The following is a 13,831-nucleotide window of genomic DNA, read 5'->3' on the forward strand; positions in this document are numbered from 1 at the left end:
TCAAGTGACCCACCTGCTGGCAGGCTCTTCATCGCTTAAGAGGATCGGGTTCGGCGCACGGCATCACGCCAACCGTCCAAAAGTTTGGTGCGCTCAGAATCCTCCATGGCCGGAGAAAATCTTCGATCCAGATGCCATTTTGCGGAAAATTCCTCTTGTCCGGGCCACGCGCCCGATCGAGAACCGGCAAGCCATGCGGCCCCAAGTGCTGTTGTCTCAGGCACACTTGGTCGATCCACCGGCGCTCCGAGGATGTCTGCGAGGAACTGCATCGTCCAATCTGAGGCCGTCATGCCGCCATCCACACGCAGAACAGTTTCCCCTTCAGCGCTCCAGTCATCCTGCATGGCATCAATCAAATCGCGCGTCTGATAACCAACGCTCTCCAGCGCCGCACGCGCGAATTCACGCGGACCGGTCGCACGGGTCAAACCATAAATAGCCCCGCGCGCTTCAGCATCCCAATGCGGAGCCCCAAGCCCGACAAAGGCTGGCACCATATAGATTTGCTGCTCCGGGTCAGCCTGTTCGGCAAGCCCTTGCGTTTCACTGGCATCCGAAATCAGGCCAAGGCCATCCCTGAGCCACTGAACCGCTGCGCCTGCCACGAAGATGGAGCCTTCCAGAGCATAGGTGGTCTTGCCATCAAGCCGGTAAGCGATGGTGGTCAAAAGCCGGTTTCGGGAAGAGACCGGATTGTCGCCTGTGTTGATCAGCGCAAAGCACCCTGTGCCATAGGTCGACTTGACCATGCCGGGGGCAAAACAGGCCTGACCAACTGTCGCAGCTTGCTGATCCCCGGCAACACCCAGGATAGGCAGTGATTTGCCGAACAGGTCCGCTTTGGTCATACCGAAATCATCAGAGCAATCGCAAACCTCCGGCAACATCGACATCGGCACATGAAGCAAGCGGCAAAGATCGACATCCCAGACATTGTCGTGAATGTTAAACAGGAGTGTCCGGGACGCATTGGTCGCATCGGTGACATGACGCTCGCCTCCCGTCAGATTCCAGATGAGCCAACTGTCGACGGTGCCAAACGCCAATTCACCGCGCTCTGCACGCTCTCTTGCGCCCTCGACGTTCTTCAGGATCCAGGCAACCTTCGTGCCGGAAAAATAGGGATCCAGCAACAGACCGGTCTTTTCCGTGAACAACGTTTCATGGCCTTCGCCGCGCAAGTATGCACAAAAGTCTGACGTGCGCCGATCCTGCCAGACAATCGCATTGTAGACAGGCTCCCCGGTCTTGCGATCCCAGACCAGCGTCGTTTCCCTCTGATTGGTAATGCCGATCGCAGCAATGTCGGAGAGCGGCATTGCTGAGCTTTTCAGAGCTTCCTTGCAGACAGCAAGGGTGGTTGACCACAAATCGGCAGGATCATGCTCCACCCAACCGGATTTGGGAAAATGCTGCGCGAATTCCATCTGGCCAGTGCTGACTGGTTCAAAATCAGCCCCGAACACAATAGCCCTGCTTGATGTGGTTCCCTGATCAATGGCCAGTATAGCGCCAGACATCGCAACTTCTCCCTGATGAGATAAAGACCCCGCCCCTCCTCAGGTTCGGGCCAATCTATCCATTGTATTTTATGCAGCTTCTTCGGCTTTTTCCGCAAGATAGCGGGCCACGAATGTGTCCAACGCCGCCATCTCGGTTGCAGACAAACGCAAGCCCAGCTTCGTGCGGCGCCACACAATATCATCGGCTGATCGTGCCCACTCCCGGTCGATCAACCAGCGTACTTCTGCCTCATAAAGATTGTAACCGAAGCATTTGCCAAGCCCTTCTGCGCTCTCGCAACCTGACAGCATCATGCTAGCATCCGTGCCATAGCCACGGATCAACCGAGCTGCATGGACGTTATCGAGAAACGTAAACTCCGCACAGAGCCTTTCGATCAAGACATCGACATCCTGCACCCTGAAATCCCCACCTGGAAGCGGCGCATAGGCGGTCCACACCCCACGCTTGAACGGCAAATACGGATCCAGCTTTTCCAGAACCTGCTCGGCCAACTTGCGATAGGTCGTTATCTTTCCGCCAAAGACAGACAATAGCGCGGGGACACCCTCAGCTGCCTCCAGCTCAAGAACATAGTCTCGTGTCGCCGCCTTGGCATCAGCGGCACCATCATCATAAAGCGGCCTGACACCGGAATACGTATGCACGATATCTGCCGGCTTCACCGGCTTTTTCAGATACTCGCTTACGGATTGGCAGAGATACTCGATCTCACCTTTCGAAATCTTCACATCACCCGGATCAGCCTCATAATCCACATCCGTGGTGCCAATCAATGTGAAGTCCCGCTCATAGGGAATTGCAAACATGATCCGTCCGTCGCCATTTTGAAAAATGAAACAACGATCATGCTCAAACAGGCGCGGTACAACAATATGGCTGCCCTTGACCAGACGCACGTTCGAAGTCCGGTTGGCCCCGACCACTCCGGACAACAAGTCAGCAACCCATGGCCCTGCCGCATTGACAAGAACCCGCGCGGTCACAACGCGATCTTCACCGTTTCCCAGATCATGTAATGTGATCTTCCAGATCCCATCTTCCCGGCGCGCGTGTGTGCATTTGGTGCGGGTCAGGATTTCCGCACCCCGATCTGCCGCGTCACGCGCATTGAGCACCACCAAACGTGCGTCTTCGACCCAGCAATCCGAATATTCAAATCCCTTTTTGAACATGGATTTGAGGTCATTGGCGAACGGCGCTTGATCCAGCGCGACAGTCTTGGTCGCAGGCAAGAGCTTCCGCCCGCCCAAATGATCATAAAGAAAGAGCCCGAGGCGGAGCAACCAGGCCGGGCGCAGCTCGTTGTGATGCGGCAGAATGAAACGCATCGGCCACGCAATATGCGGCGCGGACCGCCAGAGCACTTCGCGCTCTTTCAGCGCTTTGCGTACCAGATCGAATTCATAATACTCCAGGTAGCGAAGACCACCGTGGATCAGTTTGGTCGAGGCAGAGGATGTCGCACCCGCAAGGTCGCCCATTTCCGCCAGCAGCACGGACGCGCCCCGCCCGACAGCATCGCGCGCAATACCTGTCCCATTGATCCCACCACCGATCACCACAAGATCATAGTCGGGCGTCATTGCATGCCTCCAGAAGCCTGTCTACCGCGCAGAAAAAAACGCGGATTGCATCTTAAAACGAAAATAAAACGAAACTTCACGAAATTCAATCAAACAAAAACCGCCACAGAGATTCTGTGGCGGTTTTCGGTTAGATCAACAAGAAAAACGGCTCATTCACCGCTGCTATCTGGCGGCGCAGGCTCGCCACTGTCGTATTCTTCATTTTGCGCAGCAACTGGATCCGCACTTGCTGCAGCGGCGGCAACCACCGCACCCGCAACAGCCGGAACTGCTGTGTGATAAGTGACCTGAGGGAATGGAATTTCGATCCCCTGCTCATCAAAGACCTGCTTCAGGATTTCATTGTAAGCACGGCCAGTTGACCATTGATCACCAGGCGTTGTCTTGATACGCGCCCGTATGTCGATCGAGCTATCGCCGAAGTTAATCACGCCGTGCATTTCCAGTTCGCCGAGAATACGATTGCCATAATCGCTTTCATTCAACCGTCGGAAAGCCTCCACCATGGCCAGCTTCGCAGTTTTGATATCCGTATCATAGGAAACGCCAATCACGGCAACATGGTATGAGAAGTCACGCATGAAGTTCGACACCATCGTAACCGATGAGAACGGTACGATATGCGTGGTTCCCTGAAGATCTCGCAGACACACAGACCTGATCGTCAAACGCTCGACTGTTCCGGTGGTGCCACCAACCGTGACCACATCCCCCTCGTTGATCGCATTCTCAATTTGAATGAAAGCGCCTGTAATAATATCCTTGACCAACGTCTGTGCACCGAATGAAAACGCAAGACCAAGGACACCGGCACCAGCAATCAGCGGGCCAATATCAACCCCGATTTCGGACAAGGCAAGCAGCGTGGCCATGACCATCACAACCACTGTGAAGCCATTCCGGAAGAGCTGAAACAAGGTGCGGACACGAGACGTCACAACATGACCTGAATGCGCCCGCAGTCTGAGATCAACCCAGGACATCACGCCCAACCAGACCATGAAGGCAACCAACAACACAAGCAGGCCAGAGCTGAGACTACCAACCAGGTCAGATCCGGTTGGAGATTCCAGCCAACCGCTGAAACTGAATGCGCCCCAGATCTCCAGCAAAATCGAGATTGTCACAACAAAGACAATGATCCGGATGATTTTCAGGATTCTCGGCACAAAGGCATTCAACCTGCCCTGCAGAGCAGGAAGGCTCTCCTGAAGCCCGGCTGGCAGGCGAATGCCGCCGATGATTGCCCGGGTCACCATGACGGAAATCAAGGAACCACCCATGATGGTCAGGATCGACATGGCCGTCGAACGTATGATGATTGTCATCGCATCGACCGGACTGGACCACCAAACGCCAAAGGTCACAAAGATATAAAGATAAGCAGCCCAGTGCCAAAAGCCGGAGAGACGAGCCAGAGCCCCCTTAGCAAGCTCGCTGGTAAGGTGCTCCCCATAGCCTTTGATACCGCTTCCGACACGTCTCCTGTTTCGGTGAACCAAGCTCAGCAGATAGATCACCGCCAGAAGAACGACAAAGACCCGCACTGCATTGCCCAATGTATCCGAGACGGTTAAATTTGCAGTCGGCACGCCCAGCATCACGCCATATCCAATCCAGGATACAACCAGGCCAAGCCGCGAAGCCCAATAAGTCGAGGCAGTGTCTTCAAAAGGCAATAGCCTGAGAACAGGTCGCTCCGGTGCGAACACGAATCGCAGTGCAACCTTGGCAAGACCCGTCACCAAAAATGCATTCAGAGCGAGGCTTTCCATCAGCGAAACGCCACCTCTGAGGTCACCCATTTCTATCAGAGCCACACCGTAGCCCGCAGCCCAACCAATAAGAACAGTTGCCGCATCTCCAATGGTGGTCAGGACAAGCATGAACACCCGCAGCGCTTCCCTGCCATATGTCACTTGGACAGCATAGCGTTTAAAAACCGCGACCAGCACCTTCTGGCCGAGGATGAAAACGATCAGCGCAGCAGCCAAAACCACAAAGATTTCAAAAGCAGCCAGCTTTGCCGCAGCTCTTTGAACCTGGACTTCTCCATCGGCGAACTGAACAAAGCCCTGCAAGGAATCCCGAATCTTGAAGAAGCTCGCCTCAATTTCATCGGCAAGAAACTTGGTATATTTTCCAAGCCGAACAGCAAAGCCCATGTGTTTTGCACGAACACTGCTTTCCTTGGCTTGCTCAGCAACGAGTTGAGCTTTTTCCGAAGCGACATCCCCGCCGTCAGACGTTTGATCCGCCACGGCTGGAATCTGCAGAAGCTTTTCGATCAGCGCTTCGCGGCTTTGGGGATCCTGCAGCACCTTGATCAAGGCTTCGCTTGCGGCATTCAACGAGGGTACCGCAGTTTCCGTTGAAGTCTTCTGAGAGACTTCAGTCTCGGCCATTGCAGAGCCTTCACCAAACACAGAACACACGATTGACAGGAAGAGAAGGAAAGCCGCGCAGGCCCGGGTAAATAGCAACATCTGAAAAATCCGGTTCGTTTCTAGCAAGCAGGCAATGCCAAAATCACATAAGCGTCAGACAAGATGATATCCTTGTTGCACCAGAAATATAAAAAAAGGCGCAACGAATTGCGCCTTTTTAAATTTATTCAAATGGTCATCATTGGAATGCCAACGGCATCATCAAGACCGCTTGCCATTATCCAGGCAAGGAACATCTGAGCCGTCCTGCAGAGCACTTGGCAGCATATCGGGCAAGAAGTCCTGGTAGGACACAGGCCTGAGGAAACGCTCAATAGCCTTGGTACCGACCGACGTTGAACGAACATCAGTGGATGCCGGATAAGGACCACCATGCATCATCGCGTGACAGACTTCCACACCCGTCGGATAGTTATTGCGGATGAGACGACCAGCCTTACGTTCGACGATCGGCAAGAGCGGCACAACAGCATCCATATCGCTGTCATCCATGATGAAGGTCGCAGTCAACTGACCTTCCAATGCTTCGGCAACCTTGGCGACAGCCGCCGCATCCGGGCACCGAACGACAACTGCCGCTGGACCAAACACCTCATCGTGAAGAACAGGGTTAGCCAACCAGACATCAGCAGACACTTCAAAGACGGCAGGAGCGACATCACAGTCACCGCCGTCCGAGACGCCCTTCATCTTAACCACAGCTGTACCTGCAGCTTCACGCTCGGCAATGGCAGCGCCATAAGCCTTCGCAATGCCCGGTGTCAGCATGGTCTGGGCCGGAACATTGCCCAGCGCCTGACAGGCACCTTCAACGAACCCATCAAGATCAGGCCCATCAAGAGCAACAACCAAACCAGGGTTGGTGCAGAACTGGCCAACACCCATTGTGAGCGACTGCGCCCAACCAGTGGCAATGTCCGTACCACGAGATGCAAGAGCTGCCGGCATCAGGAACGTAGGATTGATCGATCCCAGCTCACCATAAAATGGGATCGGCTGCGGACGAGAAGCTGCCAGGTCGAAAAGTGCACGACCACCGCGCAGAGAGCCGGTGAAGCCAATTGCCGTGATCAAAGGGTGCGTTACCAAAGCAGCGCCGGACGCCTGACTTGCGCCCTGAACCAAACCAAAAGTTCCGCTTGGCATACCCGTCTTTTCGATTGCCACGCGGATTGCATCAGCAACGATCTCAGCCGTTCCCGCATGAGCTGGATGCCCCTTCACGACGACCGGACACCCGGCAGCCAGAGCAGAAGCCGTATCGCCGCCAGCTGTTGAAAACGCCAACGGGAAGTTGGACGCCCCGAACACGCCGACTGGACCAATCGGCTTCAGTATAAGACGAATATCAGAGCGCGGCAGAGGCTTGCGCTCAGGCATGGCACGGTCAATGCGCGCATCGAAACAGCTTCCGTCTTCGATCCAGTCAGCGAAAAGCCGAAGTTGGCCTGTCGTGCGGCCACGCTCGCCATTCAAACGCATGTCCGGCAATGCCGTTTCTTTGCCAGCGATCTCTGTCAGATCTGCGCCGCGCGCTTCAATTTCATCAGCGATTGCACGCAAGAAGGCAGCCCGCTGAGATGTCGTAGTCGCGCTATAAGCCGGGAACGCACGCTCAGCAGCTTCTGCAGCCTTCGCTACAGTCGCAGCATCCGCGTCGCAAACTTCATTTTGCAGTGTCTGCCCTGTCGCAGGTGCAACAGTTTTGAAAGTGCTGCCACCTTCAACCCACAAACCATCGATCAAATGCTTTCCGCTCAGCATCGCTATCACTCCCAATCTTGTATTTAGTCCATCGCCCGACGAATATCCGGCAATTGCCCAGGTCCAGAACAAAGTCCCGTCGCGCCTTCAGGCAAGTGCGGGTACTGCATGAAGGGCTTTCCATGTGGAACACTCAAATGCAAGCCGTAATCCAGCAAGCTTGGCCCTGCTGAACATCGACTGTCTGGAAATTTTCTCAAATCTTGATAACTGTATTATAACGATATTTTATCTAAAACTTGAATTTATGGGACACTTGATTCGCACTCAGCTGTTGAATTTAGCAAGAGATAGTTCCGCGCAAGCACGCGGCGAACTGATGCTTGGCCTAACCGATGCAATCATATCTGGCATCGAAAACCGCCCCCAAAGCGAGCTTGAAGTTTACGCTGATATTTCTCTGATTCTCTACAAAAGTGCCCCCAATCAAGATCGGGTTCAGATGTCCCGCAAGGTGGCCACAGAACCCCTGGTTCCTGTGGCACTGGCGATGAATATTGCGTCTGACCGCATCAACATCGCTCTGCCTGTTCTGGAGTCCTACACCACATTCGGACAGCACGACTTGCTACAGCTTGCCGAAAAAATGGATGATGAACACTTACAGGTTCTCGCCAGGCGCAGCGATCTTGGTCATCAGGTTTCGAATACGATTGTCCGGCGGGGTACAAAAAATGTTCACCGCATCATCGCCGGTAACCGCGAGATACATTTGTCAGACCTTGCCCTGAGGGCACTTGTACGTCATGCGATGCAAGATGCAGTGCTGCAGGAAGATCTCTCCCTTAGGACTGATCTCACTCCGAAGATTTGCAGCATGCTTTTACCCCATGCAGACGGAGCGGCGCGCAAGCGGTTGCAAGTTCTGGTTAAGAGCGCGATGTCCGATGAAGATCTCGCAAAACTCAACCGCCTGCGTGATTTGCGCAAGACGCACGGCGCAAAATTGGATCATCTCAAACAAAAACAACTTTGGCCCTATGCTGAAGCCAACAACATCACATTGAATGAACTTGTCCTGCTGATGCTGAAAGACCAGCGACTGGCCCATGTGGCCGATCTGCTGGGAGAACGAACCCAAACACCATCAGTAATAGCCCGCAACGCTATCTTCAGTGGCAAAATGGACCAGGTGATTACGATGGCGAAAAAGGCAGAGCTGTCTCTGGACACATTTTCTCTGCTTGCCAAGGCAAGATGCAAGCAGCTTCAGCTTTCCAGCGACCAAGCGGGAAAATGGATCAATGCATTCATAGGGACATCAACGCCAAGCAACACGCCCACCAGAAAATCTCACGGTGGCGCATTTGCCGCCAAACGCAAAGAGCGTCCGAAGAGAAAAGGTCCACGACGTCTCGTGCCTATCTAGCAACAATTTCAACTGCCACTTCAATTGGCAGGAACACTCGGTTTGAGCTGCCGTTGCAAACACAAGTAAGCCGCAAGAGCAGTGCTGAGGGCCGCCCCGGCGTAGAACCACAAACCTGGAAGCACGCTGGCCGCTGCTAACCCACTGGTCTTGGCAGCAAACAACACCAGAGCCACCAACATCACGTCCAGCATCGACCATTTGCTGACCATGCTCAGCATGTGCAACGAGCGGCTATGCTGGCCCGACAAGGCCGCCACATGTGTCAGAATGATTTTCAAAGCTGGAAACCCAATAGAGAACGCACCGATCAGAAATGCCAGAGCATGCTCCTGATCGTTCCAGAGAGCTGCAACCATTTCAATCAGAGACGGTCTGTCTTCGAGAATGAACAGCCTTTCAAACCGCATTAGTGGCAGCGTTAAACCAAGCGCAAAGGAAAAGGTCGCGACCGGAAGCAGCAGGGCAATTGCAAAGCGCATGAACAGGTATTTTCCTTCCTAAGCGGCAGAGACCGTCGGTAACTGGCCGCACAGCCTATAACAATTCCCTGCACACGTAGGAAGACACTCTCACAATTCTCCAGCAACTCAATACCAAACAGAGCTCCAAAATCATGGCCGGATGTAAGCGAAACCTTGCTCTTGCAATTCAATCAACCGCACGGCACCTGAGGGTACCATTGTGGCTTCATCAAGAAGTTCAACCTCCTTGCCTTCCTTCTTGCTCATGGCCCGATGTGTGTTGCCGCAAGCTGAGAAACTGATGTTGTCGATCTCCAGGCTCATCGCCGAAATCCGATCTTTCACCGGGCTCTTGTCATCCCTTAGCATCATCAAGCCCGGCCCATAGGCGACGAGTTCGATCTCAACTGTCTCGCCTTTCGCGTTGTAGTAGGAATCAATGTTCTTCGCGTTGTTAAGAGCCATATTCATGACCTGATGATCATTTTGATCGACATGGATCGCCACCTTGTGCGTCACATCGGCTGCCATCACCGAAATCGGAGAAAACGCGAAAGCCAAGAGAGCAAGTGCCGCTAAAAACCGGGTCATGTAAATTCCTCCAAATGTATGCGGCAATTGCAAACCGCGTTTATTCCGGGCTCAGGTCAAACAATTTAAGCGTAAAAAGGCCTGAAGCATCGTGTGCTTCAGGCCTTTTTGACACTAAATCTGCAACAGAAAGCTAGGAAGTCAAAATTTAGCGTGACCGTGCCCGAGCCGCAATTTCGTCGAGTTCATCCTGCTCAGCAACTTCCTGTGCAGAGCGTTCGCGCTGCTGGTCGCGTTCTTCCAGCTGCTCAAACTTCTTCAGTTCACCAATCGCTTCATTGAGTTCATCATGCGCACGTTCAAGCTGATCATCAAGCTCGTGGGCAGAATTCTTCAAATTATCACGTCGTGTCGCTGCCGCTTTGGCAAACGTCGGATAGGCGAAATGGCCTACATCGTTGATACCGACACGTTCCTGCTCGCTCCGAATTTGCTCATCAAGCTCATCGGCCATTCTGTTAAACTCGGCAATCATGGTCTCGATTTGCGCCAATTGGCGGCGCTTGTCATCGACCTGAAAGCGCTTCAGACGAATTAAACTGTCTCGGGTTTTCATCACTCAATACTCCCCTAGCTGCCTTATCCTAGCGCGGAGTCATTTCCAAAAGGTTGGCAAGTTGAGAATATCCCTCCTGCAGGGACGTTGCTTCGCCTTTTCCCTGGTTCAAAAACGATTCCATCGGTTCAAACCGCTCTATGGCTTCATCCACGACAGGATCAGAACCACGTCGATAAGCCCCCAAACGGATAAGTTCTTCCATATCTGTATAGGTAGACAAGAGCTGTTTGGCCTTACGCAAAACAGGAAGCTCAGCCTCGGGTACACAGCGCGGCATGGTTCGAGAAACCGACTTAAGCACATTGATTGCCGGATAACGCCCGCGCTCCGCAATACTGCGCTCCATAACAACATGGCCATCAAGAATACCACGAACCGCATCCGCCACCGGCTCGTTGTGATTATCTCCCTCGACAAGCACGGTGAACAATCCGGTGATCGCGCCATCACCGACCCGCCCTGGCCCCGCTCGCTCGAGCAAACGTGGTAATTCCGTAAAGACAGTTGGCGTGTAACCCTTTGAGGTTGGAGGTTCGCCAATCGACAGTCCGATTTCCCGCTGGGCCATCGCAAACCGGGTGATCGAATCCATCATGCAAAGAACATTCTGCCCGTCATCGCGAAAATGTTCGGCAACCGTCATCGTTAAGTAAGCTGCCTGGCGACGCATCAACACACTTTCATCGGAAGTCGCAACAACAACAACCGACCGTGCCAGGCCTTCTTCGCCCAAATCGTCTTCGATAAACTCCTGAACTTCACGACCTCGTTCACCAATCAAGCCGATGACCGAGACATCACAGTCCGTATTGCGCGCCAACATCGACATCAGCACAGACTTACCCACGCCGGATCCGGCAAAAATGCCCATGCGTTGACCTTCGCAACAGGTCACAAAAGTATTGAGAGCCCGCACTCCCAGATCAATCGCCGGACCAACACGAGCTCGCTCGGATGCCGGAGGCGGTGCACTGCGTAATTTCCTGGGAACCTCGCCGCGCGGCAAATCACCCTTGCCGTCAATCGGTTCGCCCATGGCGTTCACGACCCGACCAAGCCAGCCATTTTCAGGATGAACAACACTGTCACGGGCACTGATGACGGCCTTACAGCCCATCCGAACCCCTTCAAGTCCGGAAAATGGCATGCACAAGGCATGGTTATCCCTGAAACCCACAACTTCCGCCGGGACCTTAGGATTGTCTTCACCACTATCTATCAGGAGCCTCGAACCAACACTCATTTCGTGAATTGGCCCAGCAATTTCAACCAGCAGCCCCTGAACCGCGGCCACACGTCCGTAAATTTCTGTCGCAATCAGCGAATCAATTTCGGCAAAAAGTGACTTCAAAGCGGATTCCTTTCAGGAGTTAATGGTTTTGGTAACCTATCGTTTACGTATCTGGTTAATCTTAGTGAATGGAACGTTGACAGGCGAGAGCCATTTCAAAGTCCAGTTGCTTTGTAGAGAATGAATCTGAAAGGAGTCGGTTACGCCGATTTCCTAAAGTTAAACATTAAGGCTATTGAAACTGAAGTTTTTCAGTTGACTCAATATCTTGCATGTTTCTCACAGATTCCTTCACTTGGAGCTTGCTGCTAGGAAACAGAATTTGTTAACCATAACTCACATAATATGAGTCGGGGTTAAAGGCAGTCCTACGTAGCAGGCACCGACACAGCCGTTGCGACTTGCCCAGAAAAGGCAACAGAAGGGGATTGGCATGCGTGTATTGTTGATTGAAGATGACAGCGCGACAGCACAGAGCATAGAGCTCATGCTGAAGTCTGAAAACTTCAACGTCTACACGACGGATCTTGGCGAGGAAGGTATCGACCTCGGCAAACTATACGACTACGACATCATTATGCTGGATCTGAACCTTCCCGATATGTCGGGTTACGAGGTTCTGCGCACCTTGCGCGTCTCGAAAGTTAAGACGCCAATCCTCATTCTTTCCGGCAATGCCGGCATTGAGGACAAGGTTCGCGGTTTGGGCTTCGGCGCCGACGACTATATGACCAAGCCGTTCCATAAGGACGAATTGGTTGCTCGGATCCATGCAATTGTACGTCGTTCGAAGGGCCACGCCCAGTCGATCATCGTCACAGGCGACTTGAAGGTCAATCTGGACACTAAAACCGTTGAAGTTGGCGGGCAGCGTGTTCATTTGACAGGCAAGGAATACCAGATGCTGGAGCTTCTATCGCTCCGCAAAGGGACCACCTTGACCAAGGAAATGTTCCTCAACCACCTTTATGGCGGTATGGACGAACCGGAACTGAAGATCATCGATGTCTTCATCTGTAAGCTGCGGAAGAAACTTGCTGCAGCCACATCCGGCAAAAACTACATCGAAACAGTTTGGGGCCGTGGCTATGTGCTGCGCGAACCGGAAATCGAACAAGCTGCTTAAAAGCATCTGATACGACGTTCCGATCCTCTCTGGATTGCCTAAAACCCTCGCTGTAAAGCGAGGGTTTTTTCGTTTTCCGCTGAGTTTTGACCCCAGACAGGTAATTAGAGGCTGAGCTGATAGCTCTCTGCAACATAGCGAAACCCGTCGCCGTCAACCTCGACAAAGCCAACAGCCGGAAAGGGCATATGATAACCGATGAAGGGAGTCTTGTCGGCAGCCAACATGCCCAGAACCTTCCGGCGTGTTGCCGCCGCAGCTTCCTTATCCATATCGAAACGCACTTCCCAATCCGGCTTCGCCAGAGACCAGACATAGTGGTTCGCAGTATCCGCAGCCAAGAGAAGCTGCTTGCCACCATTCTCAACCATATAAATCATGTGGCCAGGTGTATGACCTTCGGCCGCCACAGCCGTTATCCCTGAAGTTACAGCACCACCGTCATTCAGGAATGTCATCTTCTCAGCAAGAGGCTTCACATTTTTAGCCAGCAGTTTGGTCACACCATTGGCCTCCGGGTCCATCTTTGCCCAGAAATCATACTCTTTGGCACCAGTTATATAGCGCGCATTTGGGAAAGCTGGGGCAGCGCCCTCAAACAACCCGCCTATGTGATCTGGATGCATATGGGTCAAAACCACGATGTCAACTTGCTCCGGCGTGTACCCGGCGCTCTCGACAGCCGCACGCATATTACCACGCGCAGGGCGTCCACCTGCACCAACGCCAGTGTCAAACAAGATCAACTCAGACCCTGTGTTGATCAATGTCGGTGTAAAGAACGTCTTGAAGCTGTCCGCCGAGATAAAATTATTGGACGAGACCGCTGCAAACTCTTCCGCAGCAACATTCATACCGAATGTCTTCTGTGGGGCCGAAACCGGCACAGCTCCATCCATCAACGTGTTCACTTCAAACTCACCGACCCCATACCGCGCAACCGGGTTGTGAAGAGCACTTTGCTTGTCAGCGGCTGCCAGGCTCGGCGCAGAGTTCATCAGAACAACCCCAGCCGCAGCGCCACCAGCTCCCAGCAATGCTGTACGTCGCGAGATTTGAACTTGTGTATCACTCATGTCACCCTCCAATAGGCCTTTATGAAAC

The 13,831-nt window shown here is 53.2% G+C and carries 11 protein-coding genes; 2 read left to right on the forward strand and 9 right to left on the reverse strand.

Translation table 11 applies throughout. The features are described 5' to 3' along the window. Positions 1-35 precede the first annotated feature (35 nt). The 4 genes from glpK to V6575_RS02800 form a co-directional block, all read right to left on the reverse strand. Positions 36-1,523 carry a glycerol kinase GlpK gene (glpK, locus tag V6575_RS02785; protein WP_340272503.1) on the reverse strand — a complete coding sequence of 496 codons (1,488 nt, stop codon included), beginning with the start codon at positions 1,521-1,523 and terminating at the stop codon, positions 36-38. Between the two features lie 69 nt (positions 1,524-1,592). Then, positions 1,593-3,113: a glycerol-3-phosphate dehydrogenase gene (gene glpD, locus V6575_RS02790; RefSeq protein ID WP_340272504.1), complete on the reverse strand. Its 1,521-nt coding sequence runs from the start codon at positions 3,111-3,113 to the stop codon at positions 1,593-1,595. A 152-nt stretch (positions 3,114-3,265) separates the two neighbouring features. Beyond that, complete coding sequence (locus V6575_RS02795) at positions 3,266-5,602, reverse strand: mechanosensitive ion channel domain-containing protein (protein WP_340272505.1); 2,337 nt, start codon at positions 5,600-5,602, stop codon at positions 3,266-3,268. A gap of 162 nt (positions 5,603-5,764) precedes the next feature. Further along, on the reverse strand, positions 5,765-7,327 hold the full coding sequence (locus V6575_RS02800; protein ID WP_340272506.1) for an aldehyde dehydrogenase (NADP(+)): 1,563 nt from the start codon (positions 7,325-7,327) through the stop codon (positions 5,765-5,767). Positions 7,328-7,451: 124 nt separating this feature from the next. On the opposite strand from V6575_RS02800, the gene V6575_RS02805 reads away from it, so the two are divergent. Next, positions 7,452-8,696, forward strand: coding sequence for a DUF2336 domain-containing protein (locus V6575_RS02805; protein ID WP_340272507.1), 1,245 nt, complete (start codon positions 7,452-7,454; stop codon positions 8,694-8,696). Between the two features lie 20 nt (positions 8,697-8,716). Here V6575_RS02805 and V6575_RS02810 read toward each other — a convergent pair whose 3' ends face one another. From V6575_RS02810 to fliI, 4 genes are all read right to left on the reverse strand, one after another. Then, positions 8,717-9,178, reverse strand: coding sequence for a paraquat-inducible protein A (locus V6575_RS02810; RefSeq protein ID WP_340272509.1), 462 nt, complete (start codon positions 9,176-9,178; stop codon positions 8,717-8,719). A 132-nt stretch (positions 9,179-9,310) separates the two neighbouring features. Continuing rightward, positions 9,311-9,751 carry a DsrE family protein gene (locus V6575_RS02815; protein WP_340272510.1) on the reverse strand — a complete coding sequence of 147 codons (441 nt, stop codon included), beginning with the start codon at positions 9,749-9,751 and terminating at the stop codon, positions 9,311-9,313. 148 nt (positions 9,752-9,899) lie between these two features. Then, positions 9,900-10,307, reverse strand: coding sequence for a flagellar export protein FliJ (fliJ, locus tag V6575_RS02820; RefSeq protein WP_340272718.1), 408 nt, complete (start codon positions 10,305-10,307; stop codon positions 9,900-9,902). Between the two features lie 28 nt (positions 10,308-10,335). Beyond that, on the reverse strand, positions 10,336-11,661 hold the full coding sequence (gene fliI, locus V6575_RS02825) for a flagellar protein export ATPase FliI (protein ID WP_340272511.1): 1,326 nt from the start codon (positions 11,659-11,661) through the stop codon (positions 10,336-10,338). Between the two features lie 373 nt (positions 11,662-12,034). Between fliI and ctrA the strand changes: the two genes are divergently transcribed. Beyond that, complete coding sequence (ctrA, locus tag V6575_RS02830) at positions 12,035-12,727, forward strand: response regulator transcription factor CtrA (RefSeq protein ID WP_340272512.1); 693 nt, start codon at positions 12,035-12,037, stop codon at positions 12,725-12,727. A 104-nt stretch (positions 12,728-12,831) separates the two neighbouring features. Here the strand turns inward: ctrA and V6575_RS02835 are convergent, their stop codons facing one another. After that, positions 12,832-13,803 (reverse strand): MBL fold metallo-hydrolase, encoded by a 972-nt coding sequence (locus V6575_RS02835; RefSeq protein ID WP_340272513.1) that lies wholly within the window; start codon positions 13,801-13,803, stop codon positions 12,832-12,834. Positions 13,804-13,831 lie beyond the last annotated feature (28 nt).

Source organism: Roseibium algae, assembly GCF_037783265.1.
GTDB classification, from domain to species: Bacteria; Pseudomonadota; Alphaproteobacteria; order Rhizobiales; family Stappiaceae; genus Roseibium; species Roseibium algae.